Origin of the sequence: Wenzhouxiangella indolica (assembly GCF_042310355.1) — a bacterium.
Classification (GTDB): Bacteria; Pseudomonadota; Gammaproteobacteria; order Xanthomonadales; family Wenzhouxiangellaceae; genus Wenzhouxiangella.
Genome location: NZ_JBHJMR010000002.1, coordinates 185,368 through 207,009 on the forward strand (window position 1 = coordinate 185,368; position 21,642 = coordinate 207,009).

At 63.3% G+C, this 21,642-nt stretch carries 20 protein-coding genes; 12 read left to right on the forward strand and 8 right to left on the reverse strand.

Annotated elements, in window-relative coordinates:
* Positions 1-68: 68 nt before the first annotated feature.
* On the forward strand, positions 69-1,280 hold the full coding sequence (locus ACDC67_RS03945; protein WP_376690800.1) for an acyl-CoA dehydrogenase family protein: 1,212 nt from the start codon (positions 69-71) through the stop codon (positions 1,278-1,280).
* A gap of 290 nt (positions 1,281-1,570) precedes the next feature.
* Here the strand turns inward: ACDC67_RS03945 and ACDC67_RS03950 are convergent, their stop codons facing one another.
* Together ACDC67_RS03950 and ACDC67_RS03955 are read right to left on the reverse strand one after the other, a co-directional pair.
* Positions 1,571-2,437 (reverse strand): GGDEF domain-containing protein, encoded by an 867-nt coding sequence (locus tag ACDC67_RS03950; protein WP_376690801.1) that lies wholly within the window; start codon positions 2,435-2,437, stop codon positions 1,571-1,573.
* A 5-nt stretch (positions 2,438-2,442) separates the two neighbouring features.
* The gene (locus tag ACDC67_RS03955; protein ID WP_376690803.1) at positions 2,443-2,748 is read right to left on the reverse strand and encodes a hypothetical protein; all 306 of its coding nucleotides are present in this window, start codon (positions 2,746-2,748) and stop codon (positions 2,443-2,445) included.
* Positions 2,749-3,050: 302 nt separating this feature from the next.
* Between ACDC67_RS03955 and ACDC67_RS03960 the strand changes: the two genes are divergently transcribed.
* Together ACDC67_RS03960 and ACDC67_RS03965 are read left to right on the forward strand one after the other, a co-directional pair.
* On the forward strand, positions 3,051-5,735 hold the full coding sequence (locus ACDC67_RS03960; RefSeq protein ID WP_376690804.1) for a serine/threonine-protein kinase: 2,685 nt from the start codon (positions 3,051-3,053) through the stop codon (positions 5,733-5,735).
* Positions 5,736-5,799: 64 nt separating this feature from the next.
* Positions 5,800-6,402, forward strand: coding sequence for an ECF-type sigma factor (locus ACDC67_RS03965; protein ID WP_376690806.1), 603 nt, complete (start codon positions 5,800-5,802; stop codon positions 6,400-6,402).
* A gap of 6 nt (positions 6,403-6,408) precedes the next feature.
* Here ACDC67_RS03965 and ACDC67_RS03970 read toward each other — a convergent pair whose 3' ends face one another.
* Together ACDC67_RS03970 and ACDC67_RS03975 are read right to left on the reverse strand one after the other, a co-directional pair.
* A complete protein-coding gene (locus ACDC67_RS03970) occupies positions 6,409-6,873 on the reverse strand; it encodes a hypothetical protein (protein WP_376690808.1) in 465 nt (154 codons plus the stop codon).
* A gap of 73 nt (positions 6,874-6,946) precedes the next feature.
* Positions 6,947-8,032 carry a right-handed parallel beta-helix repeat-containing protein gene (locus tag ACDC67_RS03975; protein WP_376690809.1) on the reverse strand — a complete coding sequence of 362 codons (1,086 nt, stop codon included), beginning with the start codon at positions 8,030-8,032 and terminating at the stop codon, positions 6,947-6,949.
* 163 nt (positions 8,033-8,195) lie between these two features.
* Between ACDC67_RS03975 and ACDC67_RS03980 the strand changes: the two genes are divergently transcribed.
* The 5 genes from ACDC67_RS03980 to prpC all read left to right on the forward strand — a co-directional run bounded on the left by ACDC67_RS03980 (position 8,196) and on the right by prpC (position 13,517).
* A complete protein-coding gene (locus tag ACDC67_RS03980; protein ID WP_376690811.1) occupies positions 8,196-9,266 on the forward strand; it encodes a phosphotransferase family protein in 1,071 nt (356 codons plus the stop codon).
* 84 nt (positions 9,267-9,350) lie between these two features.
* A complete protein-coding gene (locus tag ACDC67_RS03985; protein WP_376690813.1) occupies positions 9,351-9,923 on the forward strand; it encodes a PH domain-containing protein in 573 nt (190 codons plus the stop codon).
* On the forward strand, positions 9,910-11,433 hold the full coding sequence (locus ACDC67_RS03990; protein ID WP_376690814.1) for a PH domain-containing protein: 1,524 nt from the start codon (positions 9,910-9,912) through the stop codon (positions 11,431-11,433). Before ACDC67_RS03985 ends, ACDC67_RS03990 begins: the two co-directional genes overlap by 14 nt.
* An 81-nt stretch (positions 11,434-11,514) precedes the next feature.
* The gene (gene prpB, locus ACDC67_RS03995; protein WP_376690816.1) at positions 11,515-12,399 is read left to right on the forward strand and encodes a methylisocitrate lyase; all 885 of its coding nucleotides are present in this window, start codon (positions 11,515-11,517) and stop codon (positions 12,397-12,399) included.
* On the forward strand, positions 12,396-13,517 hold the full coding sequence (gene prpC, locus ACDC67_RS04000; RefSeq protein WP_376690817.1) for a bifunctional 2-methylcitrate synthase/citrate synthase: 1,122 nt from the start codon (positions 12,396-12,398) through the stop codon (positions 13,515-13,517). The genes prpB and prpC overlap by 4 nt, the downstream gene beginning before the upstream one ends.
* Before the next feature lie 186 nt (positions 13,518-13,703).
* Here prpC and ACDC67_RS04005 read toward each other — a convergent pair whose 3' ends face one another.
* The 3 genes from ACDC67_RS04005 to ACDC67_RS04015 are packed head-to-tail and all read right to left on the reverse strand — an operon-like array spanning position 13,704 to position 15,598.
* Positions 13,704-14,306, reverse strand: coding sequence for a DUF502 domain-containing protein (locus ACDC67_RS04005; RefSeq protein ID WP_376690819.1), 603 nt, complete (start codon positions 14,304-14,306; stop codon positions 13,704-13,706).
* Positions 14,296-14,505 carry a hypothetical protein gene (locus ACDC67_RS04010; protein ID WP_376690820.1) on the reverse strand — a complete coding sequence of 70 codons (210 nt, stop codon included), beginning with the start codon at positions 14,503-14,505 and terminating at the stop codon, positions 14,296-14,298. The genes ACDC67_RS04005 and ACDC67_RS04010 overlap by 11 nt, the downstream gene beginning before the upstream one ends.
* A 28-nt stretch (positions 14,506-14,533) precedes the next feature.
* Entirely contained in the window at positions 14,534-15,598 is a 1,065-nt protein-coding gene (locus ACDC67_RS04015) for a M14 family metallopeptidase (protein WP_376690821.1), read from the reverse strand.
* Positions 15,599-15,821: 223 nt separating this feature from the next.
* On the opposite strand from ACDC67_RS04015, the gene ACDC67_RS04020 reads away from it, so the two are divergent.
* From ACDC67_RS04020 to ACDC67_RS04035, 4 genes are read left to right on the forward strand one after another with little or no spacing between them, the layout of a single operon-like run.
* Positions 15,822-16,742: an ABC transporter ATP-binding protein gene (locus ACDC67_RS04020; RefSeq protein ID WP_376690823.1), complete on the forward strand. Its 921-nt coding sequence runs from the start codon at positions 15,822-15,824 to the stop codon at positions 16,740-16,742.
* A complete protein-coding gene (locus ACDC67_RS04025; protein WP_376690824.1) occupies positions 16,739-17,479 on the forward strand; it encodes an ABC transporter permease subunit in 741 nt (246 codons plus the stop codon). Before ACDC67_RS04020 ends, ACDC67_RS04025 begins: the two co-directional genes overlap by 4 nt.
* A gap of 3 nt (positions 17,480-17,482) precedes the next feature.
* Complete coding sequence (locus ACDC67_RS04030) at positions 17,483-19,336, forward strand: Gldg family protein (RefSeq protein WP_376690825.1); 1,854 nt, start codon at positions 17,483-17,485, stop codon at positions 19,334-19,336.
* Positions 19,333-20,433 carry a DUF4340 domain-containing protein gene (locus tag ACDC67_RS04035; RefSeq protein WP_376690827.1) on the forward strand — a complete coding sequence of 367 codons (1,101 nt, stop codon included), beginning with the start codon at positions 19,333-19,335 and terminating at the stop codon, positions 20,431-20,433. The genes ACDC67_RS04030 and ACDC67_RS04035 overlap by 4 nt, the downstream gene beginning before the upstream one ends.
* A gap of 12 nt (positions 20,434-20,445) precedes the next feature.
* Here the strand turns inward: ACDC67_RS04035 and ACDC67_RS04040 are convergent, their stop codons facing one another.
* The gene (locus tag ACDC67_RS04040; protein WP_376690829.1) at positions 20,446-21,363 is read right to left on the reverse strand and encodes a LysR substrate-binding domain-containing protein; all 918 of its coding nucleotides are present in this window, start codon (positions 21,361-21,363) and stop codon (positions 20,446-20,448) included.
* Positions 21,364-21,642 lie beyond the last annotated feature (279 nt).

Sequence of the window (21,642 nt, forward strand, 5' to 3'; positions counted from 1 at the left end):
ATCAACCCGTTCGCCCACTGGTTATCGGGTAGGATTGTGGACTGGTTTCGCTGACAAGTGGGATATCGATGGACTTCACGCCGTCTGAAAAAGGGCAGGGCATTGCCCGACGACTGCACCGTTTCATGCGCGACGAAGTCGAGCCGGTGGAGCCCGAGTTTCACCGGCAGATGGCCGCGCTCGACAATCCCTGGCAGGTGCTGCCGGTCATTGATGAACTGAAGGCGAAGGCAAGGGAAGCCGGGTTGTGGAATCTCTTCCTGCCCGACGACGAGTTGGGGCAGGGGCTTTCCAATCTCGACTACGCGCCGCTGGCCGAGCGCATGGGCCGCTCCCTGATCGCGCCCGAGATCTTCAACTGCAACGCGCCCGATACCGGCAACATGGAGGTGCTCTACCACTACGGGTCAGATGAACAAAAGGATCAGTGGCTCAAGCCCCTACTGGCTGGCGAGATTCGCTCGGCTTTCTGCATGACCGAGCCCGAGGTCGCCTCCTCGGATGCTACCAACATGGAAGCGACGGCGACCGTCGAGGATCACAAGGTGGTGCTCAACGGCCGCAAGTGGTGGTCGACCGGCCTGGGTCATCCCAACTGCCGGGTCGTGATTTTCATGGGCCTGACCGACCCCGATGCCGAGCGCCACTACCGGCACTCGATGGTGCTGGTGCCGCTCGACACTCCCGGCGTGAAGATCGAGCGCATGCTCAACGCCATGGGTTTCCACGACGCGCCGCTGGGCCATGGGGAAGTCAGTTTCACCGACGTGCGTCTGCCGAAATCGGCCATCATCGCCGGGCCCGGCAAGGGCTTCGAGATTGCCCAAGGCCGTCTCGGGCCGGGCCGCATCCATCACTGCATGCGGCTGATCGGGCTTTCGGAGCGGGCGCTGGAACTGGCCTGCCGCCGTTGCCTCGAACGCGAGGCCTTCGGGCGGCCGCTTGCGAAACTGGGAGGTAACGGTGAGCGCATTGCCGAGGCGCGCATCGCCATCGAGCAGGCGAGGCTACTTGTGCTCAAAGCGGCCTGGAGCCTGGACAATCGCGGTATTGCGCGTTCGATGAGCGAGGTCAGCCAGATCAAGGTGGCTGTGCCGTCCATGGCGCAGCGCGTCATCGACATGGCCATGCAGCTCCACGGCGGGGCGGGAATGAGCGACGACTTTCCGCTGGCTGCCGCCTGGACCGGGGCCCGGGCGCTGCGTATCGCCGACGGACCCGACGAAGTGCACCGGGCGCTGGTCGCCCGCTTTGAACTGTCCAAGTACAAGCACGGCTGATTGCTTGCAATGCATCTGGTGCCGCCGGTTCGCTTCGAAAAACGGCTGGAATGCCCGTCCTGCCGAAAGCTCACGCCACTGGCGGAAGCCTCATGCGTCCATTGCGGTGGCGGCATCCCGGACAAGTGGCGCCGGGACGAACGGCAACGCCTGGAAAAGCGGCGACGGCATGCCTGGATCGGCTCGGCCGTTGTGCTTCCCTTGCTGCTCGTGCTGCTGACCCTGATCTTTCACAGTTGCGGCGTTGAGTCTGATCGGGCCATGCCGTTTTCTTTCGAGCGAGCAGGGCCCTATCCAGTCGCGTCGGTCCTTGCGGCTTCGATCACGCAGTTGCGTCCGCCCGCCTTGGCCTTGTAGAGCGCCTGATCGACGCGTTGAACGGCCTTTTCCCAGGTCTCGTCAGGTATTCCGATTTCAGCGACGCCGAGGCTCGTGCTGCACCGGGTCGTTGTCGTATCGAACGCCCAGCTCTCATTCTCTACCGCCTGCCGCAGGCGCTCGGCAACTTCCAGTGCCGGCTTGAGCGGCGTGTGGGGCAGCAGGATCAGGAATTCTTCGCCGCCGGTGCGGAAAACCAGGTCGGCTTCGCGCAGCTGGTCGGACAGGGTGGAGGCAATATCCACGAGCACACGGTCCCCCGCAGCGTGACCGTGTCGGTCGTTGATCGCCTTGAAGTGGTCAAGATCGAGTGCGATGAGTGAAAGCGGCGTGCGGTAGCGCATGGCCGACTCGTACTCACGTTTCGAGAGGTCGCGCATGGCCAGGCGATTGCGCAGGCCGGTCAACGCATCACGCCGCGCCGTGCGGCGCAGTTGCAGTTCCTTGTCACGAAAAATCATCAGCACGAGCAGCATGGTCATGAAGAAGGCGAAGAGCATTCCAGCGAGAAACGCCAGGGCTTGCAGGAGATGCGGGTCGAATGAACTCGACACCGCGCGCGTGATCAGCACGTAGCCCAACCGACCGAGCAGGAACAGCCCGAACGCTGCAAGGAATACGGCCGTCGTGCGCCTGATCAGGACCAGTCCGGCGGCAGGCGCCCGCCAAAGCAGCCAGGCGCCGAACAAGTCGGGCAGGGCCATCAGCACCGAATCGGTAATGAAAGGTGTGGGAAACGTTCGTAGGGCTGCAATATTCATTGACAGCCCCTGCAGCACGGGGATCAGCAAAAGCCAGGCCGCCCCAGGTGAATCTGGATACCGAGCAGGATCAGGATGTGGCCGAAGAGGATCAGGTTGTTGGCCAGGCTCGATGCCACCCAGCCGGGCAACTCAACCTGAAAGGTCAGCAAGAGGTAGCCGGAAAGGTAGCCGAGCCCGTAGAAGAGGCCGCCGATTCCCCAGTGCGGCAGTTCGCGCTGACGCGTGCCGGCGGCCCAGAGCCCGAGCATGGTCGCCAGCAGAATGAAACCGCCGATGCACGAAACCAGGGCCAGGGTTCTTGTGTCGACCAGTACGAGTTCTTTCATGAGCGATCGCCCTTGCGGCAGCCAGTCAGAAAGTGCGGATTCCGCACTTGTCATGGAAGTGCAATCTTCACGCCAACCCGAGGGACGAGTGACCTGGTGCTCGGGGGAAGTAGACTTGTGTCGACGCAAAACGCTTCGGTCATCCGGTTCGTTGCCGGGCCGGTGCCGGTGATTGACACAAGACGACGGACTGTCTGCGGGAGAACTCCGGCGGTGGCCATGGTAGGGTGGTCGGCGATGGGGATGGATTCAACAGAGGGCGCGCCACGTGCGCACTGACAAGCAGGCGGAGGGCTCGGCGGGTGCCCGCTGATTCCGCGCGGCCGCGGCTGACCGTGGCCCGTCGCAGACTTCTGGACCGGCTTCTGGATCGCCTGCTGGAGCGTGACGAGCTCGAGCGTGAGCGCGAACTCTCTGCCATAGCCGAACGCGCCCCCCGCGTCCATCGCTGGCTGGTCAAATTGCTGGCAGCGAGCACCGAGCCGACCAACTTCCTGGACACCATGTTCGAGCGCGTCGGGCACGCTGCCAGGCAGGAAGCTCGTGAAACGGATGAGGTGGTGCTGCCAGCGGGCACTCGCCTGGGTCCGTGGCGCATCGAGGAACCCGTTGGCAGCGGAGGGATGGGTACGGTCTACCGGGCTGAGCGTGCCGACGGGGCCTTCGAGATGGATGCCGCGGTCAAGCTTATCCGGGTTCGCCGAGAGGCACTGGACCAGCGCCTCGCCGTAGAACGCCAACTGCTGGCGCGGCTCAGTCACCGGAATATCGCCCGCCTGATCGACGGCGGCACGACCGAGGACGGCCACGCCTACCTGGTCATGGAGTGGGTTCCCGGGCGCGACCTGGACCGCTATATTCGAGACGAGTCGCCGGATCTGGCCGCCCGCCTCGACTTGTTCGAACAGATGGCGACTGCTACCGGCCATGCCCACCAGTGCCGGGTGGTCCACAGCGACCTCAAACCCAGCAATGTCCGGGTCAACGAAAGCGGCTCCGTTCGGCTCGTCGATTTCGGCGTTGCCCAGCTCCTCGAGGACCAGGAGCGTGAAAACGCGCCCATGAGGGCACTGACACCCGCGTTTGCGGCGCCGGAATTGCTGACAGGCGAACCCGTCTCGACACAATCGGACGTCTGGTCTCTGGGCGCCATGCTTTACTGGCTCGTGACGGACCATCTGCTGGAAAGGGATTGCGTCGTCGCAGATGGGGAACGGTTGCCCGACAGCATGCCCCGGCGCGACGATCTGGCGGCGATCATCGACCGGGCAACTGCCGAGGAGCCGGGGGACCGCTATGCTTCCGTATCCAGCCTGGTTGCGGATGTTCGTCGCTATCGCAAGCAGTTTCCCGTCAGCGCGCGTCCGCCTTCGCGCATGTATCTTTTCAAGCGCTTCGTGCAGCGTCACCGGCTGGCTGTTGGCGCCGCGGGAGTGGTTTCGCTCGCGCTATGCCTGGCACTCGTCGGCGCTGTCTGGCAGGCGCATCGGGCAACCCTCGAGCGTGACCGCGCTGCCGCCCAGACCGAGCGTGCCTTGCAGGCCGAAGCAGAAAGCACGCGGATGGCGCGTGAACTTCAGCAGGTCGTGACCTTCCAGGCCGAGCAGCTTTCCGCCATCGACGCACGTCGAATGGGGACCGGCCTGCGCGCGGCCATTGCCGATCGCCATCGCGGAGCGCTCGAACGAGACGACCTGAACGAAGACGAGTTGAGTCAGGAGACAAAGAACGCCCGGGAGATGCTCGCTCGGGTCAACTTCACCGACCTGGCGCGCGACACGCTTTGGGAAAACATCTTCGATAATGCACTTGCTGTCATAGACGAGCAGTTCACTGGCCAGCCGCTGGTTCGTGCCCGCCTGCTGCAGTCGGTGGCGATCACTCTGCGCAGCCTGGGTCTGTTCCGGCAAGCCGCCCTGCCACAGGGGGAGGCGCTGGCCATACGGCGCGAATGGCTGGGGGACAACGATCCCGATACGCTCGAGTCGGTCAATCAAATGGGCCGGCAGCTCGCCGTCGAGGGCAGACGCGAGGAGGCGCTTGCCCAGTATCGCGAGGCGTTGGCGGGATTCGAGGCGCTGCACGGGCCGGAGCATCCGGCGACACTGACCGCGCTGAATAATGCAGGGACTGCGCTTGAAGCGATGGGGCAGTACGTCGATGCCGAAACCTATTTCCGCGAGGCCTTGCAGGGTCGGCGAGCGGTGCTCGGTGACGACCATCGCGATACCTTGGTCTCGGTTTCCAATATGGCGGCGTTGCTCGACGGCCTCGACCGGCCCGACGAGGCCTTGCCGCTTTACCGAGAAGCGCTCGAAAAGCGGCGGCAGGTTCTCGGTGACAACCATTCCGAGACAATGCGCTCGATTAACAACCTTGGCGTGTTCCTCGTCGGCCAGGATCGATTCGACGATGCCGAACCGTACTACCGCGAGGCGCTTGAGCGACGCCGGACCGTACTCGGTCGCGAGCATCCCGCCACGTTGATCTCCGCCAACAACATGGGTTACCTGCTGGAGCACACCGAACGCCCCGAGGAAGCCGAAAGGCACTATCGGGAGGCCATTTCCATATCCCGCCGGGTCCGTGGCGATGACCACCCCAATACCTTGATTCTGATGAGCAACCTGGCTGGCTTGCTGCACAGGATGGGTCGCTACGACAGTGCAGAAGCGTTTGCGGCCGAAGCGGTATCAGGCGGCCGGCGTTCGCTCGACGAAGGGCACTGGTACCTGGCCGTTTTCCTGAATCGCCACGGCCAGGAATTGGCGGCACTGGATCGCTACGAGGAAGCTGAGGCGGCCACGCTGGAGTCCTATCAGATCTTCGTCGACGCGCTGGGTGCCGAGCATGACCGTACGGAAGTGGTGGTCGAATCCCTGGCCGATCTCTATGCTCGCTGGCACGAAGCTGATCCGGAGGCCGGGCATGACGATCGTTTGGCCCATTGGCAGAGCCAGCTGGGCAGCGGGGAAGATAGCCGATGAGATTTCACGTCCGAACCGACACCCCCCACGGGAGACAATTGCCCGGCGCCGGAGGAGCATGCTTGTGAACAACGAATCCTTTGCTGCAGCCCCAGATCACGAAGTGACGCAGTTGCTGGCCGAGATCCGTGAAGAGCCTGAGCTGTTCGAGCGACTGATGCCCCTGGTCTACGACGACATGAAACGCATTGGTCGCGCGCAGCGCCAGCGCCTGGGTGGTAGCGTAACGCTCCAGACAACGGCCCTGGTACACGAAGCCTTCCTGAAAATGCGGCGTAGCGCCGGCAGCGATATCGAGAATCGTCTGCATTTCCAGCGCCTGGTGGCCTGCGTGATGCGCCAGCTGATACTCGACTACGCCCGCAAGCACCTGGCCGTCAAGCGCGGTGGCGACCAGGTTCGGGAGACCTTCCAGGAGGCTGAATACAGCATGGAAACCGAGGATCTCGTGCGGGTCATCGCCGTGGACGAGGCGCTCGAGCGCATGGCCGAGCACGATCCCCGCATGACCGAAGCCCTCGCGGCCCAGCTCTACGCCGGATCCACCGTCGAGGAGATCGGAGAGGGCTTCGGCTTGTCCACTCGCACCGTTATTCGCGACCTGCGCAGGGCGCGGGCCTGGCTGAAGGTCGAGTTGGCCGAATTTGATCCGGCCGCTGATTCATGAGCGCTGCTATCGGATTCTGCGTTCGGTCAATCGCAGCGAAAGCATGACCGGCAGGTGGGTCGAGTCGGTCGAGCCGCGATCGAGGTAGCCCTGGTTGTCGTTGAGGTACAGGATGGCATGCTCGAAACCCTGCCCGTGAAAGCGCCAGCGCAGGGCACTGACGCTCTCCTCGAATTCGACGGCTTCGAACCCCGCTTTCAGGGCTGCATCGTAGGTGCGCCGCCATTCGTCGATGTCTCCCGTCATGGCGATATTGAGCGCGATCTCTCGCCCGGTCTGCTCCCGGGTTCCTGAACTTTTGCGGACGATCAGGTAGGTATCAGGCAAGGGAATCTGCTCCGGAAAGTCATCGGGCAGGGTAAAGGCGGTTGGTGCCCGATTGGCGACTTCTCGATTTGGTGGATCGGTTGGCGAACCGTCACTCGGCTCGTTCGGCGAGCAGGCTGCAAGCAGAATGATGGCTGCGATCATGAAGATACTCAAGCCGATGCCAGTGGCACCTCGGCAGCTTGCAGGGTGGCTACGCGGCTCTCCGTCGATGACGCTATGGTCCTTCGAAGCGATCGGAGAAGAGCACATCAGAAACAACCAGTGGGAAGGGCTGATGGGTGAACTGGCTGGTGTTGCCGGAAGAGTCTGTTGCCGTTGCAACCAGATGGGTCGAGCCACTGACGGATTCGCTCGTGGACAGGGTGCCTGAGCGGAATTCGAAAGCGGCCGATTCAGGGTAGGTTTCGGAGCCAATGTAGGTGAGCCCCTGGGGACTGCTGTCGCTGGTCAGGTAGAAGTCGATGGTCAACGGCCAATCTGCATTGATCGGCGTGGTCTGGACCCGGTAGCGATAGCTCAACTGGCCGGTGGCCTGGTCGAAGGATGTGGCATTGGGATCGAAATCCGGGTAGTTGAGCAGCGTGTTCGGGCCAGTTCCATCTCCGCCGTAGTCGAGCTCGGTCATGCCCAGGTTGATCCCCGGTGTTGAAGTCGACCCATTGGCATGGATGCGGTTGCCGCGTATCGTATTGCCATACGAGCTATCGTCGGTTGGATTGAACTGGATGCCTGTGTTGTTGTGGGCATTCACATTTCCGGTCGCGGTTCCGGGTGACCAGGTGCCGATGAAGTTGTTGCGAATAATTGCCAGTCCTGTCGGGTTGGCGCTCTCGTAGGCATCCACAAGCACTCCGAATGTGTTGTTTCCGATGATATTGGGTTGGCTCGAGTCCAGCGATCCGAGCTGGCCTGGCGCGGGGAAGTAAGCGCTAGCGGTCTGGTTGTCGCTGATGGTATTTCCGTGAAGGAAGACGCCGCTTTCCCCCTGGTAGGCGGAGCCGTTCGTATTGTTCGAAATCTTGTTGTTCGTCACCAGACTGTTGGCCCCGTTGAGTATCTGGATGCCAATTTCCATGCCGAGATCGTCCCCTATGTCGTTGGTTCCGATCCAGTTCGAGACAATTTCGTTGGCGTCGGCGGCCGAGCCACTATCCTTGCCAATCACGATGCCGTTCTCGCCCGAGTGTCCGATCAGGTTTCGGCCTAATCCCCCGGCCCCGATGATGTTCTCTGATCCAAGGACCTGAAGGCCGTGCACTCCGTTCCCGTAGTCTGTGGCGGTGATACGAAAGAGTTGCATCAAGTTTCCTGTTTGCATCCTGCGGTCTTGTTGAGGTCCTGTAGTTGGTTACGCGTTCTGCAGCGAGGCGAGGACAGGAATAGGGCGGATTGCTCGAGGGGCGGTGATCGGCGCGACTGGAACGCGCGTGTATCATGTGCGTTTCCAGGATTCGGGGAGAGCCATGCAGGACAAGCGTCTCATTGATCGGCCCAGGGCCCTGCGCGACGAGGATCGCTTCGACGTCGAAGCCGTCGACGCCTGGTTGAAAGCGCGCGTCGAGGGGCTGGAAGGGCAGCTGGAAGTGAGTCAGTTCTCGAAGGGTGCTTCGAACCTGACCTACCTGCTGCGCTACCCCGATCGCGATCTGATCCTTCGCCGACCGCCGCCGGGCACCAAGGCGAAGTCCGCCCACAACATGGTGCGCGAGCACGACATTCAGGCTGCGCTCAAGCCGGTTTTTCCCTACGTGCCGGACATGGTGGCGCTGTGCACCGATCACGATGTGATTGGCTGCGACTTCTACGTCATGCAGCGCATCGAGGGCATCATCCTGCGGCGAAATCTGCCCGAGGGTCTGGTGCTCGACGAGAAGCAGGTGCGCACCCTTTGCCGAAATGCTGTCGATCGGCTGATCGAGCTGCATTCGGTCGATATCGAGGCTGCCGGCCTGGACAAGCTGGCCAAGGGCGCGGGCTACAATAGCCGCCAGATCGAAGGCTGGTCCGGGCGATTCAGAAAGGCGAAGACCTGGAACGTCGGTTCCGGCCGCTACGTCATGGACTGGCTGGCCGACAATATTCCCGACGAAGTCGCCATCAGAGTCATCCACGGCGACTTCCGCTTCGACAACCTGGTGCTGGATGCCGACGATCCGATGCGCATCGTCGGCGTGCTCGACTGGGAGCTGGCCACGCTGGGCGACCCGCTGATGGACCTGGGCAATTCGCTGGCCTACTGGGTGCAGGCCGACGACGACTTCTACTTCCGCGGCTTCCGCCGCCAGCCCACCCATCTGCCGGGCATGATGACTCGCAATGAAGTGGTGGACTACTACTGCGAAAGCACCGGCCTGCAGCCCGAGAACTGGGCTTTCTACGAAGTCTATGGCCTGTTCCGTCTGGCTGTCATCGCCCAGCAGATCTATTACCGCTACCATCATGGTCAGACCAGCAACAAGGCCTTCAAGCACTTCTGGGTGGCCGTGAACTACTTGCTATGGCGTTGCCGGCGCATCATCCGGCAGGCACGCTGAATCACGTCGTGACTATAGGCACTATTGCGCCGCGCGCTCTCGCGCGACACTGAGTCGAGATCGAGCAATCGGAACGGATCGGGGATGGAGCAGGGAGAGATTTTCAGCAACGAGCAGGTCGAGGCCTCGACGCTGCCGGATTTCCAGCGCGTGGAACTTACGCCCGTGGCGGACGCGTATCTGCCCTGGGCGCTGGTCACGCAGACCGTGTTCTGGCTGGGGCTTGCCCTGGCCGCGCTGCTTGTCCCCATGCTGCCCTTCGTGCCGCTGGACGGATTCTGGTGGATTCCGCTGCCGCCGTTGGCCGTGGCCGTCACCGGCGCCGTTTACGCCCGGCTCGATGCCCGCACCCGGGCCTGGGCGCTGCGCGAGCACGACCTGATTTATCGCTACGGCGTGCTCTGGCGCAAGACGGTGATCGTGCCATTCGCCCGGATTCAGCACGTCGAGGCGGTGCACGGCCCGCTGGAACGGTATCTGGGCCTGATGCGGGTCAAGTGCTTCACGGCTGGCGGCATGACCGCCGACCTGACGGTAAAGGGCCTTGATCGAAGCGATGCGCGGCGGGTTCGCCAGTATCTGCTCGAGCAGATCGCCGAGACGGCCGATAGCGAGGAAGACGGTGATGTCGAAGGGCCGGTTCGTGAGGCCGATTGATCTGAACACCTGGCAGCGCCTGGCCCCAATGGCGCTGCTGTTTCTGGTCCTCAACGGCGGCGCGAAGTTCATTCGCGAAAATCTCTACGTCTTCGCCGGCGCAGGTGTCGGTTTCGCCTTCCTCGATCGCCTGGGCCTGCGCGAATTCGTCCTCGGCGGTCTGCTTGCACTGCTCGTGGCCATCCTGATCGGGACCATCTATCACCGCCGCTTCCGGTTCCGGATCGAGGGCGACGCCATTCGCGTGCGGCGCGGAATTATCGAGAACAAGGATTTGCGCATCCGTTTCGCCCGCGTGCAAAACGTCGGCTTGAGCCAGCCGTTCTACTTCAGGCCCTTCGGTCTGGTGCGTTTTACGCTCGAAACGCCCGGCGCGGAATCGACCGAAGTGTCCCTGCCGGGAGTGAGCCGGGACCTTGCACTGGCCTTGCGCGACCATATTGCCCTTGCTGGCGGCGCAGCGGCCGCGAGAGCCGGGGCGGATGATCGTTCCTGTGAGGAAAACGACTCAGACGACAGCGGAGATTCCGACACGACCCTGATTCATGCCCCCGGCAACCTGCGGTTGTTCGCCCACGGCCTGGTCAGCAACCAGGTCTGGCTGATCGCCGGCATCGCCGCCTGGTTGTTCAGCTCCATGTGGGAGCGTGTTGAGCAATGGATCGATTCGATCGGCGTGAGCGTCGTCGTGCAGCGGATCCTCGAGTTCGGATGGAGCGGGGCGGCGGGGCTTGTGCTCATGCTCGTCGTGTTCCTGTTCGCGCTGTCCGGCCTGTTGTCCCTCGTGCGCTTTCACGACTTCATCCTGCGCGACCTCGGCGACCGTTTCCTGGCCGTCGGCGGCTTGCTGGACCGGCGCGAACAGAACATCCGCCGCCGGAAGCTGACTGGCCTGACGCTCTACCAGACCGCGCTGGGGCGGCTGATCGGGCAGTGGTACCTGGTCGGCAAGCAGGCAAGCAGTCAGGAGTTCGAGGTTGATCCCTCGGGTAAGCACTTTCTGATTCCGGGCATGCGGCGCTCGGATTGGATGCTGGTCGGTCGGTTGATGCCGGGTTTCTCCGTGCCGGAGGAAATGCGGCCGATCAGCCGCCGTTTTCGGGCGCTTTTCTGGTCGCGCATCAGTGCACCCGTCCTGCTCCTGGCGGCGCTGGCGTGGTGGTACTTGTCCAATACGCGTTTGCTCATCGGCGGCGCGCTGGCGGTCTTGCTGCTGGTGCTCTGGCTCGTCCACCGCAGCTGGCGCTGTTGGGGCTGGCAGGTGGTCGACGGGGTGTGCTGGGTTCAACAGGGTTTGTTCGGCTTGCGGCGCGACGCCTTCGAGCTGGCCATGGTCCAGCAGGCCGCCGTTGTCAGCACGCCGTATTTCAGGCGCCACGGCCTGGCTTCGGTGCGGCTGGTTCTGCCGCAGGGGCAGGTCACCGTGCCGTTCATCGCCCGCGCCGACGCGGTCGAGCTGGTCAATCAGGCCGTCCATGCGGCCGAGACTTCGCACGCCCACCGCGTTTGACCACGACTGCGAGGAAAGAGAGGCGAGGGGTCCCACGTGATAAAATGCGGGGCTGTCCACATTCCCGGAGCCTGACTTCGCATGAGCGATCCAACGCCCGGCGCACGCTTTAGAAAGCTGGTCGCCGACCATCCCCCGCTACAGGTCGTCGGCACCATCAATGCCTATTCCGCGCTGCTGGCCGAAAAAGCCGGCCACCAGGCCATTTATTTGTCTGGTGCAGGGGTGGCGAATGCCTCCTACGGCCTACCGGACCTGGGCATCACGCAGCTTGCCGACGTGGTCGAGGATGCCCGCCGCATCACCGCCGTGAGTGACCTGCCGCTGCTTGTCGATGTTGACACCGGCTGGGGCAGCGCTTTCAATATCGCGCGCACGGTGCGTGAAATGGAGCGCGCCGGCGTGGCCGCCATCCATCTAGAGGACCAGGTGGCGGCCAAGCGCTGCGGGCACCGGCCGAACAAGGCACTGGTCAGTGCCGAAGAGATGGCTGACCGCGTGCGTGCCGGCGTCGATGCGAGAATGGATGACGCCTTCGTCTTCATGGCGCGCACTGACGCCTACGCCGGCGAGGGTATGGCTGCCGCCGTCGATCGCGCCAATCTTTACGTGGATTGCGGCGCCGACATGATTTTCGCCGAGGCCTTGCACACGCTCGAGGAGTTCGGCGAATTCGCCCGCCAGGTCGACGTGCCGGTGCTGGCCAATATCACCGAGTTTGGCAAGACGCCGCTGTTCAGCGTCGACGAGTTGCGCGAGGCGGGTGCCGGCCTCGTGCTTTATCCGCTTTCGGCTTTCCGCGCCATGAGCAAGGCCGCGCTGGCCGTGTACGAAGCCATCGGCCGTGACGGCCACCAGAAGGGCGTGGTTGACGCCATGCAAACGCGCGAAGAGCTTTACGAGGTGCTCGGCTACCACGAGTTCGAGCAGAAACTGGATCAGTTGTTCAGCAAGGAGTCGTCATGACCGAGAAGAAACCCGGAGCCGGCCTGCGCGGCCAGTCTGCCGGCCAGACCGAGATCTGCACCGTCGGTGCGACCGGTAACAGCCTGCGCTATCGCGGCTATGCCGTCGATGACCTGGCCGAGAAGGCCTCGTTCAACGAAGTCGCTCACCTTATCCTCAAGGGCCACCTGCCCAATGCGGAGGAGCTGAACGCTTACAGCAAGCGCCTGAGGTCACTGCGCGGCCTGCCCGATGCGCTCAAGGAAGTGCTGGAGCGCATTCCCGCATCGGCGCATCCGATGGACGTGCTCCGTACCGGCTGTTCCTTCCTGGGTAACCTGGAAACCGAGGAGAGCTTCGACGCGCAGCAGGATGTGGCCGATCGGCTTCTCGCGAGCTTCCCGTCCATGATCACCTACTGGTATCGCTTCAGCCACGACGGCAAGCGTATCGACGTCGAGACCGACGACGACAGTATTGGCGGGCATTTCCTGCACCTGCTCCACGGCAAGGCGCCGAGTGAGCTGCACGCGCGGGTGATGGACGTCTCGCTGATCCTCTATGCCGAGCACGAGTTCAACGCTTCGACCTTTACCGCACGCGTTTGCGCTTCGACCCTGTCGGACATGCACAGCTGCGTGACCGGTGCCATCGGCTCGCTCAGGGGGCCCTTGCACGGCGGCGCCAACGAGATGGCCATGGCCATGCTCGAGCAGTACCACACGCCCGAACAGGCGCGCGAGGACGTGTTGCGCAAGCTCGAGGAAAAGGAAAAGATCATGGGCTTCGGCCACGCGGTCTACCGCGAAAAGGATCCGCGCAACGCCATCATTCGTGAGTGGTCGCGCAAGCTCGCCGACGACGTCGGAGACGACACGCTCTTCGACGTTTCCGAAATCGTCGAGAAAACCATGTGGGACGAGAAGAAGCTGTTTGCCAACGCCGACTTCTACCACGCCTCGGCTTACCACTTCATGGGCATTCCCACGGGGCTGTTCACGCCGATCTTCGTGATGTCGCGCGTGACCGGCTGGTGCGCCCACATCATGGAACAGCGGGGCAATAATCGCATCATCCGTCCGGGCGCCGACTACATCGGTCCGGAAGATCGTGGGGTGCCGGCGATCGACGAACGTTGACGGGACGACCGGGCTGGGCGCCGCCCAGCCCGGTCAAATTCGAAATCCGAAGCACCAAATTCGAAATTCCGAAACTGGCCGGATTCGGTGGTTTACGGTGTTGAGTCGATCGGTTATGCGTGTGCCTGCGCTTAGCTTGGCACCAAGTCGTTTTTCGGATTTGGTGCTTCGTATTTCGGATTTGCTTCACCTGCGCGACATACCCGCGGTGAGGATCAGCCTGATGGCGTCCTCGAACGGCAGGTCGATGGGTTCGCACCATTCCCTGGGAACGAAGATCGTGTAGCCGGCCACCTGGTAACTCAGGGGCAGGTAAACGGCTACTTCGCCTTCCTCGCCGAACGGCAGGTTCGAGAAGTCCTCCCGGGTCACGAAGCCCATCACGCCGAGCTTCAGGTCGGGATGGCGCACCATTACGGCCTGGCTGAACCGATCCTTGTTGTCGCTGGAGAAATACTCGACAAAGTCCTTGGTCGCGCGGAACAGGGACTTGATGACCGGCATGCGGTCGAGGATGGCCTCGCCCAGGTCGATGAGCTTGCGGAATAGCCAGACCTGGCTGAGCAGCCCGATCGCCAGCACCACCAGGATGCCGCCGACCAGGCCCATTCCGGTGATATACCACTCCTCGGGCAACACCAGCTTGATCAGCGAGCCGATGCCGCGTTCGGCAATGCCAGCCAGCCACAGTACGACGACAACCGTCAAGGCGATCGGAATGATCGTGCCCAGGCCTTTGAAGAACAGGCGCATCAGGCGCGCCACGGCGCTGTCGTGCTCAGAGGTCATCGATCTTTCTTCTCAACTGGTCGCGTTGGTCGGTGACGATGCGCTCCAGGGTCTCGATGCGTTCGCGCAATTCGATTTCCACGCGCTCGAGATGTTCGCGGTCGACGGCCTGGCGGCCACGTGCGTCGAACCAGTAGCGCGCAATCGCCACGATTCCCATGATTGCGGCGATGGCGACCAGGGCGGAAAACAGGTTCATGCGTCTATCCTGTTGATGATGTTTGATGTCATGGCCGGCTCTCGGGCAGCTGATGCCAGTCGTCTCCTGCGTCGGCCGGACCGACGGCCGGGATGCGTTCCATCAGGTGGCAGAGGCAGTCCTGGCGGATCACCCGTTCGTCGGTGGTCAGCATGGCCGGCATCATCGGCCTGGACGTGAGGATATCGCCTTTCTCGACGCTGAACCAGTTGGCCGAAGCGTCGACCTCGTCGTGGCCGCGGACCAACAGAGCGCGTTCGACCGGGGCATTGACATGTCCCAGCCGGGTGCCCGGCGGCAGTTCGCGGAAATTGAGCTGGTCGAGGTCGGGGCGCAGCACGATGTCGGAGCCGTCCGGCGCGAAGCTGAAGGAATGGGCTGGCGGCAGATTGACCGTCGCCACCATCTGGAACAGCTCGATATCCTCCGGTGAGGGTGGGCGCCGGTCGAGTTCCTCGGCGTTGATGATAGAAGACAGGTAGGAGAGGGCGTGATCGGCGCCGTCCAGGCGCGAAGGGGGGCCGCACTCAAGTGTCACCGAGGGACAGAAATCGCCGAAGGCCATGGACTGAACGCCGTGCGGCTGGGTGAAGTACAGGACGGTGCGCGAGAAAAGCGAAGCCAACCGCAGGTGGGCTGTGTCGATGCGATTGATGGCCGCGTAGTGGGGGTTCTCGCCGGTATTGTTGTGGATGTCGATGCTGGCCAGGGGTTTTTGCGCCCGCAGGTGTTCGGTGACCCGCGCGAACAGGTCGTGAAAGGGGCCGGGCCGGGTGTCGGAGCCGGGCCAGCAGCGGTTGAAGTCTGGCTGATCGGAGAGATGGCGGCGGTTGCGGGAGGCGGCGCGAACGTTGGCGATCAGCAGTATCAGGCTGCGCGGCAGCGGATCGCGGGCGTAACGGCCCTTGAGCAGGCGGCGGACGGCCTCCCAGCCCGAAATTTCATTGCCGTGCTGAAGGACGCAGACGAACAGTGGCTGCGGTCGTCGGCCCGGCAGGTGAACGAGGGTGGGGCCGTCGAGCACTTCGTGCAGGCGGCTTGCGGGCCGGTCGAGCAGGCCATCGGGCAGATGATCGAGAATGACGGGTTCCATATCGTTGGATAACGTAACCGCTTCGCGTGTTCGTGGAAAGACCTGTTAAGGTGCATCGATCCGGAAAGTGCTCGGAGCGCGGCGTGTGATGTGCTTGAGCGCCCCCGGGATTAAGGCGGCCCGCCAGGCTTCGAGTCGGTCTTGAAAAATCGCGCGGCCGTCCATATTGCGCCCCAACGGCGCTCGCTGTTTGCTGGACAACCCACCAGGAGAGTACGAACGGATGCTTGCAGCCAAAAACCTGACCCGTCGATTCGGCAACCTGCTGGCCGTCGACGATCTCAGCTTCGAGGTGGAACCCGGAACCGTTCTCGGTTTCCTGGGCCCCAACGGGGCGGGCAAGTCCACCACCATGAAAATGCTCACCGGTTTTCTCACGCCGACATCGGGTAGCGCCGAGATTCTCGGCCACGACATCCGCAGCGACTCGATCGCGGCGCGCAGGTTGATTGGCTACTTGCCCGAGGGGGCGCCGCTGTACGGTGAGTTGACGGTCTCGCAGCTGCTTCGGTTCATCGCCGAGGCGCGCGGCTACTCCGGCGCCGAGCGTGATCGGCGGGTGGGTGACGCAGCCGCGAGACTCGAGCTGGGCAGTGTGATGCAGCAGACCATCGAGACGCTGTCGAAAGGCTTCAAGCGGCGCGTCGGCCTGGCCCAGGCCATCCTGCACGACCCGCCGGTGCTCGTGCTCGACGAACCGACCGACGGGCTCGACCCCAACCAGAAGCAGCAGGTGCGCCACCTGATCCGCGAGATGGCGCCGGACAAGATCATCGTCATTTCGACCCACATCCTCGAGGAAGTCGACGCCCTGTGCGGCCGGGCGATGATCATCGCTCGCGGCAAGCTGCTGGCCGACGACACGCCGGCCGGACTGCTGACGCGCTCGCGCTACCACAACGCCGTGACCCTGCACGTCGAAGACCCCGAGCGCGCCGCCTCGCGCCTGGGCCGACTCGAAGAGGCGCGCGAAGTCGAGGTGCGCAACGCTCGGGTCACCGTGTTTCCCTCCGGCCAGGGCAATCTCTTCCAGGCGGTCACCCGGGTGATCGAGGCCGAGGGCTGGCCGGTTCAGCAGCTGCAATACGAGCCGGGCCGGCTCGACGAGGTGTTCCGAACCATCACACGCGAGGAGGCGGCATGAGCCTGGCCAACGTTCGAACCATCCTTCGGCGCGAGCTGGTTGGCTATTTCGCCACGCCGGTCGCCTACGTCTTCATCGTTATTTTCCTGGTGATGTCGGCAGCCTTCACGTTCTACCTGGGCGGTTTCTACGAACGTGGAATCGCCGATCTCGAGCCGTTCTTCCGCTTCCACCCCTGGCTGTACCTGTTCCTTGTGCCGGCGGTCGGCATGCGACTGTGGGCCGAGGAGCGCAAGTACGGCACGGTCGAGCTGCTGCTGACGCTGCCGATCACCATCAGTGAAGCGGTGGTCGGCAAGTTTCTCGCCGCATGGCTGTTCGTCGGCCTGGCTCTGGCACTCACCTTTCCGATCTGGATCACCGTCAATCTGCTGGGCAACCCCGACAACGGCGTCATCCTGGCCGCCTACGTCGGCAGCTGGCTGATGGCCGGCGGCATGCTCGCGATCAGCGAAGCGCTGTCGGCGGTCACGCGCAACCAGGTCGTGGCCTTCATCCTGTCGGTGGTGGTCTGTTTCGGCTTCCTGTTGTCGGGCCTGCCGATGGTGCTCGATCTGTTCCGTGGCTGGATGCCGCAGGTGCTGCTCGACGGCGTGGCCAACCTGAGTTTCCTGGTGCATTTCAATTCGATTTCGCGCGGGGTGATCGACCTGCGCGACCTGGTGTACTTCGCCCTCGTGATCGGTTTCTGGCTGACGGCCAACCGCATCGTGCTCGAACTGAAAAAGGCGGATTGAGTCATGAGAAACGTCTACAGTGCAACCGGGCTGGTGCTGCTCGCAATCCTTTTTCTGGCTCTGACCATCCTCAGTGGCGCGGCCCTGCGTGGAATGCGTATCGACCTGACCGAGCAAGGGCTCTATACGCTCAGCTCCGGAACCGTCAGTATTCTCGAAGACCTGGACGAGCCGGTCACCCTGGAGTTCTACTTCAGTGATGATGCCAGCGCTGACCTGCCGATGGTGCGCAACTTCGCCCGGCGCGTTCAGGAAATGCTCGACGAGATGGCTCAGCGCTCCAACGGCAAGCTGCAGGTGCGGCGGGTCGAACCCGAGCCCTTCAGCGAGGCCGAGGACCAAGCGGCCAGTTACGGCCTGGAGGCCGTGCCGGTCGGCAACGGCGACGAGAGTCTCTACCTGGGTGTCGTCGGTACCAACACGATCGATGGTCTCGAAGTCCTGCCCTTCCTGTCGCCGTCGCGCGAGCAGTTCCTGGAGTATGAACTGGCCCGCATGGTCTCCCTGCTCAGCCGGCCGGACAAACCGCGGGCCGCGCTGTTGAGCGGCATCGACATGGACGGTGGCATGGATATGCAGACCGGTCAGCAACGGGAGCCCTGGGCCATTCAGGAACAGATCAACGAGATGTTCGATGTGGCGTCGGTCGCGGCCGACGATGATTCTCTTCCGGAGGATGTCGACGTGCTGGTGCTGGTTCACCCGCAGGAGCTGTCCGACGCCCTGTTGGCCGATATCGAGGGATTCCTGGCCGACGGCGGCCGACTGCTGGCTTTCGTCGATCCCCACGCCGAGAGCGCCACGCCGCCGAACCCGAACGATCCGATGGCGGCCATGAACATGGATCGCGCGTCCAACCTGGACGGCCTGTTCGAGGCCTGGGGCCTGGAGTTCAGCGAGCAGCGTTTCGTGGCCGATGCCGGGCTGGCGCTGCAGGTCAACGTCGGGCAGGGTCAGCGGCCGGTACGCCACGTCGGCATCCTGGGCGTGACGCGCGACAACCTTAACGACGACGATGTTGTCACCGGCGAGCTCGAAGCGGTCAATCTGGCCAGCGTCGGTAGCCTGGGGCTGGCCGAGGGCAGCTCCCTGGAGCTCGAGCCGCTGATGCGCTCGAGCCGCCAGGCCGGTCCCCTCGACGCGCAACGCCTGCAGATGCTTTCCGATCCGTCGGAACTGATCGATCAGATGGGTGCGACCGGGGAACAGTACACCCTGGCGGCCCGCCTCACCGGGGAGGTTCCGAGGGCATTCGAAAGCGACGAGTCGGCACAGGAGGGCGATCGCTATTCGCTCAACGCCATCGTGGTCGCCGACGTCGACATGCTCGCCGACCGCTACTGGGTGCAGCGGCAGCAGTTCTTCGGCACGACCATGCTCGAGCCCTTCGCCGACAACGGCGACTTCGTGATCAACGCCATCGACAATCTCATCGGTAACGCCGATCTGATCAGCGTGCGTTCCCGGGCGACCTCCAATCGGCCCTTCACGCTGGTCGAATCGCTGCGGCGCGAAGCCGAGGAGAACCTGCGTTCCACCGAACAGAGGCTCGAGGGAGAGCTGGCCGATGCCGAACAGCGCCTGACCGAGCTGCAGCAGGCTCGCGGTGATACCGATCTCGACATTCTCACCGATGAGCAGGAAGCCGAAATTGATCGTTTCATGGACCAGCGCCTGGAGATCAGGCGTCAGCTGCGGCAAGTGCGGCGCGAGCTCGACGAAGAGATCGAAGCGCTTGGCACTCGCATCAAGGTGGCCAACATCGCTCTGATGCCCTTGCTGGTCACCTTGTTCGCACTGGCGATGGCCTGGCGCAAACGGCGCCAGGGCCGCAGCAACGACGAGGTGCCCTCATGAGCAGGAATCTGCTGATTGTCCTGGGACTTTGCACGGTTGTCGCCGTTCTCCTGGCGCTCGGGTTGGTTGATCGGGCCGGTGAGTCCTCGCCGGAATCGGACGGCGAGCTCTTGCTGCCGGGGCTGGAGAATCAGGTCAACGAGATCGAAGCCCTGGAAATCGTCGGGCCCGACGGTGGCACGGTTGCCAGCCTGCACCGCGATCGCGAACGTTGGCGCTTGCGCGAAAAGCACGATTACGAGGCCGATTTCGCGCGCATCCACGAATTGCTGCGCGACCTTTCCCAGGCGCACAGACTGGAGGCAAAGACCGACAATCCCGAATGGTACGGGCGCCTCGGCGTTGACGCTGTCGAGTCCGACGGTGAGCGGGGTATGACGGTTCGCTTCCCGGAAGCCGAACTGCCCGGCGTGATCATCGGCAAGCCCGATCCGGCGGGAATCGGTCGTTACGTCCGCCTCGAGGGGGAATCCCGAGCCTGGCTCGTCGGACAGGATATCGATTTGCCGCGCGAGCGAATGGAGTGGCTCGAGCGAGCGATCATGGATATTCCACCATCCGATATCGCAGCGGTCACCATCCGTCACCCGGGCGGCGACACGGTCGAGCTCCGGCCGGGTGACGAGGAAGGGGGCACCTGGGTAATGCTCGATCCGCCTGCCGGGCGGGAGGTCAAGCCCGCCTGGGCGCTTGGGCAGACCGCCAACGTCCTTGCGCGGCTGAACATGGAAGATGTTCGGCCCCATCAGTCTGCCGCCGTGCCATCCGATGCGGTGGAGGCGATTTTCACCACCCGCGACGGCCTGGTATTCAAGGCCACCACCTTCGAGGATGAAGGCGGCAAGTGGCTGCGATTCCGGGTTGCAGGTGCCGACGAATCTTCCGGCTCGGACGAGACGCCCTCGGAATCGGCGCAGGGTGTCAGCGAAACTTCGGACCTGACCGATCGTGAGCTCGACGTCGTGGCAATCGACGGGCGGCTGTCGCCGTGGCAGTTTGCCGTTTCCGATGATCGTTTCGAGAGCCTGCGCGTCGGCACCGAGGACCTGCTGGAGGAGCCCGAGCAGGCCCCGGAGGCGACAGACAGCGGCGGCTGAGCGCCGCCGGCGTTAAGACCCGGACTGGGGCGGGATCAACAGTTCCGGATCAATGTCCGCGAAGATTTCCGCCAGCTCTTCAAGAAAGTCACTCAGCGCCGACGACTTGCGCCAGATCATCGCAATGGTGCGTTTCGGGCCCGGGGCCTGGAAGGGGCGGGTGACCAGGTTGTCGGTATTGGCGTTCGGCGGCTTGATCGACAGCGTGGGCATCAGCGTGATCCCGGCATTGGCCGCGACCATGTGACGCAGGGTCTCCATGCTGGTGGCGTGAAAATCGAGCTTCTCGTGGGCGCCGGTCAGTTGGCAGACTTCAAGGGCCTGGTCGCGCAGGCAGTGGCCGTCCTCGAGCAGCAGAAGCTCCTGGTCGGCCAGGTCCTTCATGGCGATCTCACTTCGCGCGGCCAGCGGATGGCGCTCCGGCAGTGCCAGCACGAATGGTTCCTCGAACAAGGTTCGGCTGGTCAGCCAGTCCTCGTTCAGGGGCAGGGCCAGCAAGCCCGCATCCAGTTTTCCCTCGGCCAGCATGCGAATGACATCCTCGGTCTTTTCCTCATACAGTCGCAGCGTCAGGCGGGGAAAGGCCTGGCGAATGCCGGGGATGACGTGCGGCAGGAAGTAGGGCGCGAGAGTCGGAAAGATGCCGATCCGGACCGTGCCGCTGTGGGGGTCGCGTGAGCGTCGAGCAATGGCCCTGATGGCGTCCATCTCACCCAGCAGGGTGCGTGCGCGACCGACGATTTCTTCACCCACCGGCGTCAGCATCACCTGGCGCGGGTGGCGTTCGACGAGCTGCACTTCCAGTTCGTCTTCGAGTTTTCTGATCTGGGTGCTCAAGGTCGGTTGGCTGACGTGGCAGCGTTCCGCGGCACGAGAGAAATGGCGGACGTCGGCCAGAGCAATCAGGTACTGAAGGGCTCGAAGATTCATGGCGAAGCCGTATGCCGGTCAAGCCGATCATTGTCATTGGCGCCGGCAAGCCTGTCAATCTGGCGAACACCTCCCCTTATGGGCGGGGATTGACGAAATTGGTCACAGTGAGACTGGCTTTTTGCATTGGATCCGGTCTAAACTTCCGCGGCATTTACTTGCGCTGCGTCAGGTTTTGCCTGATTTTTCTGCCCGCCGTATCGGGAGAGTCCGATTCCTCGGTTGAACGCTGGCACGATCGGTGCATTGTTTCAGGGCGGTGCCGGATCCGCGGCTGCG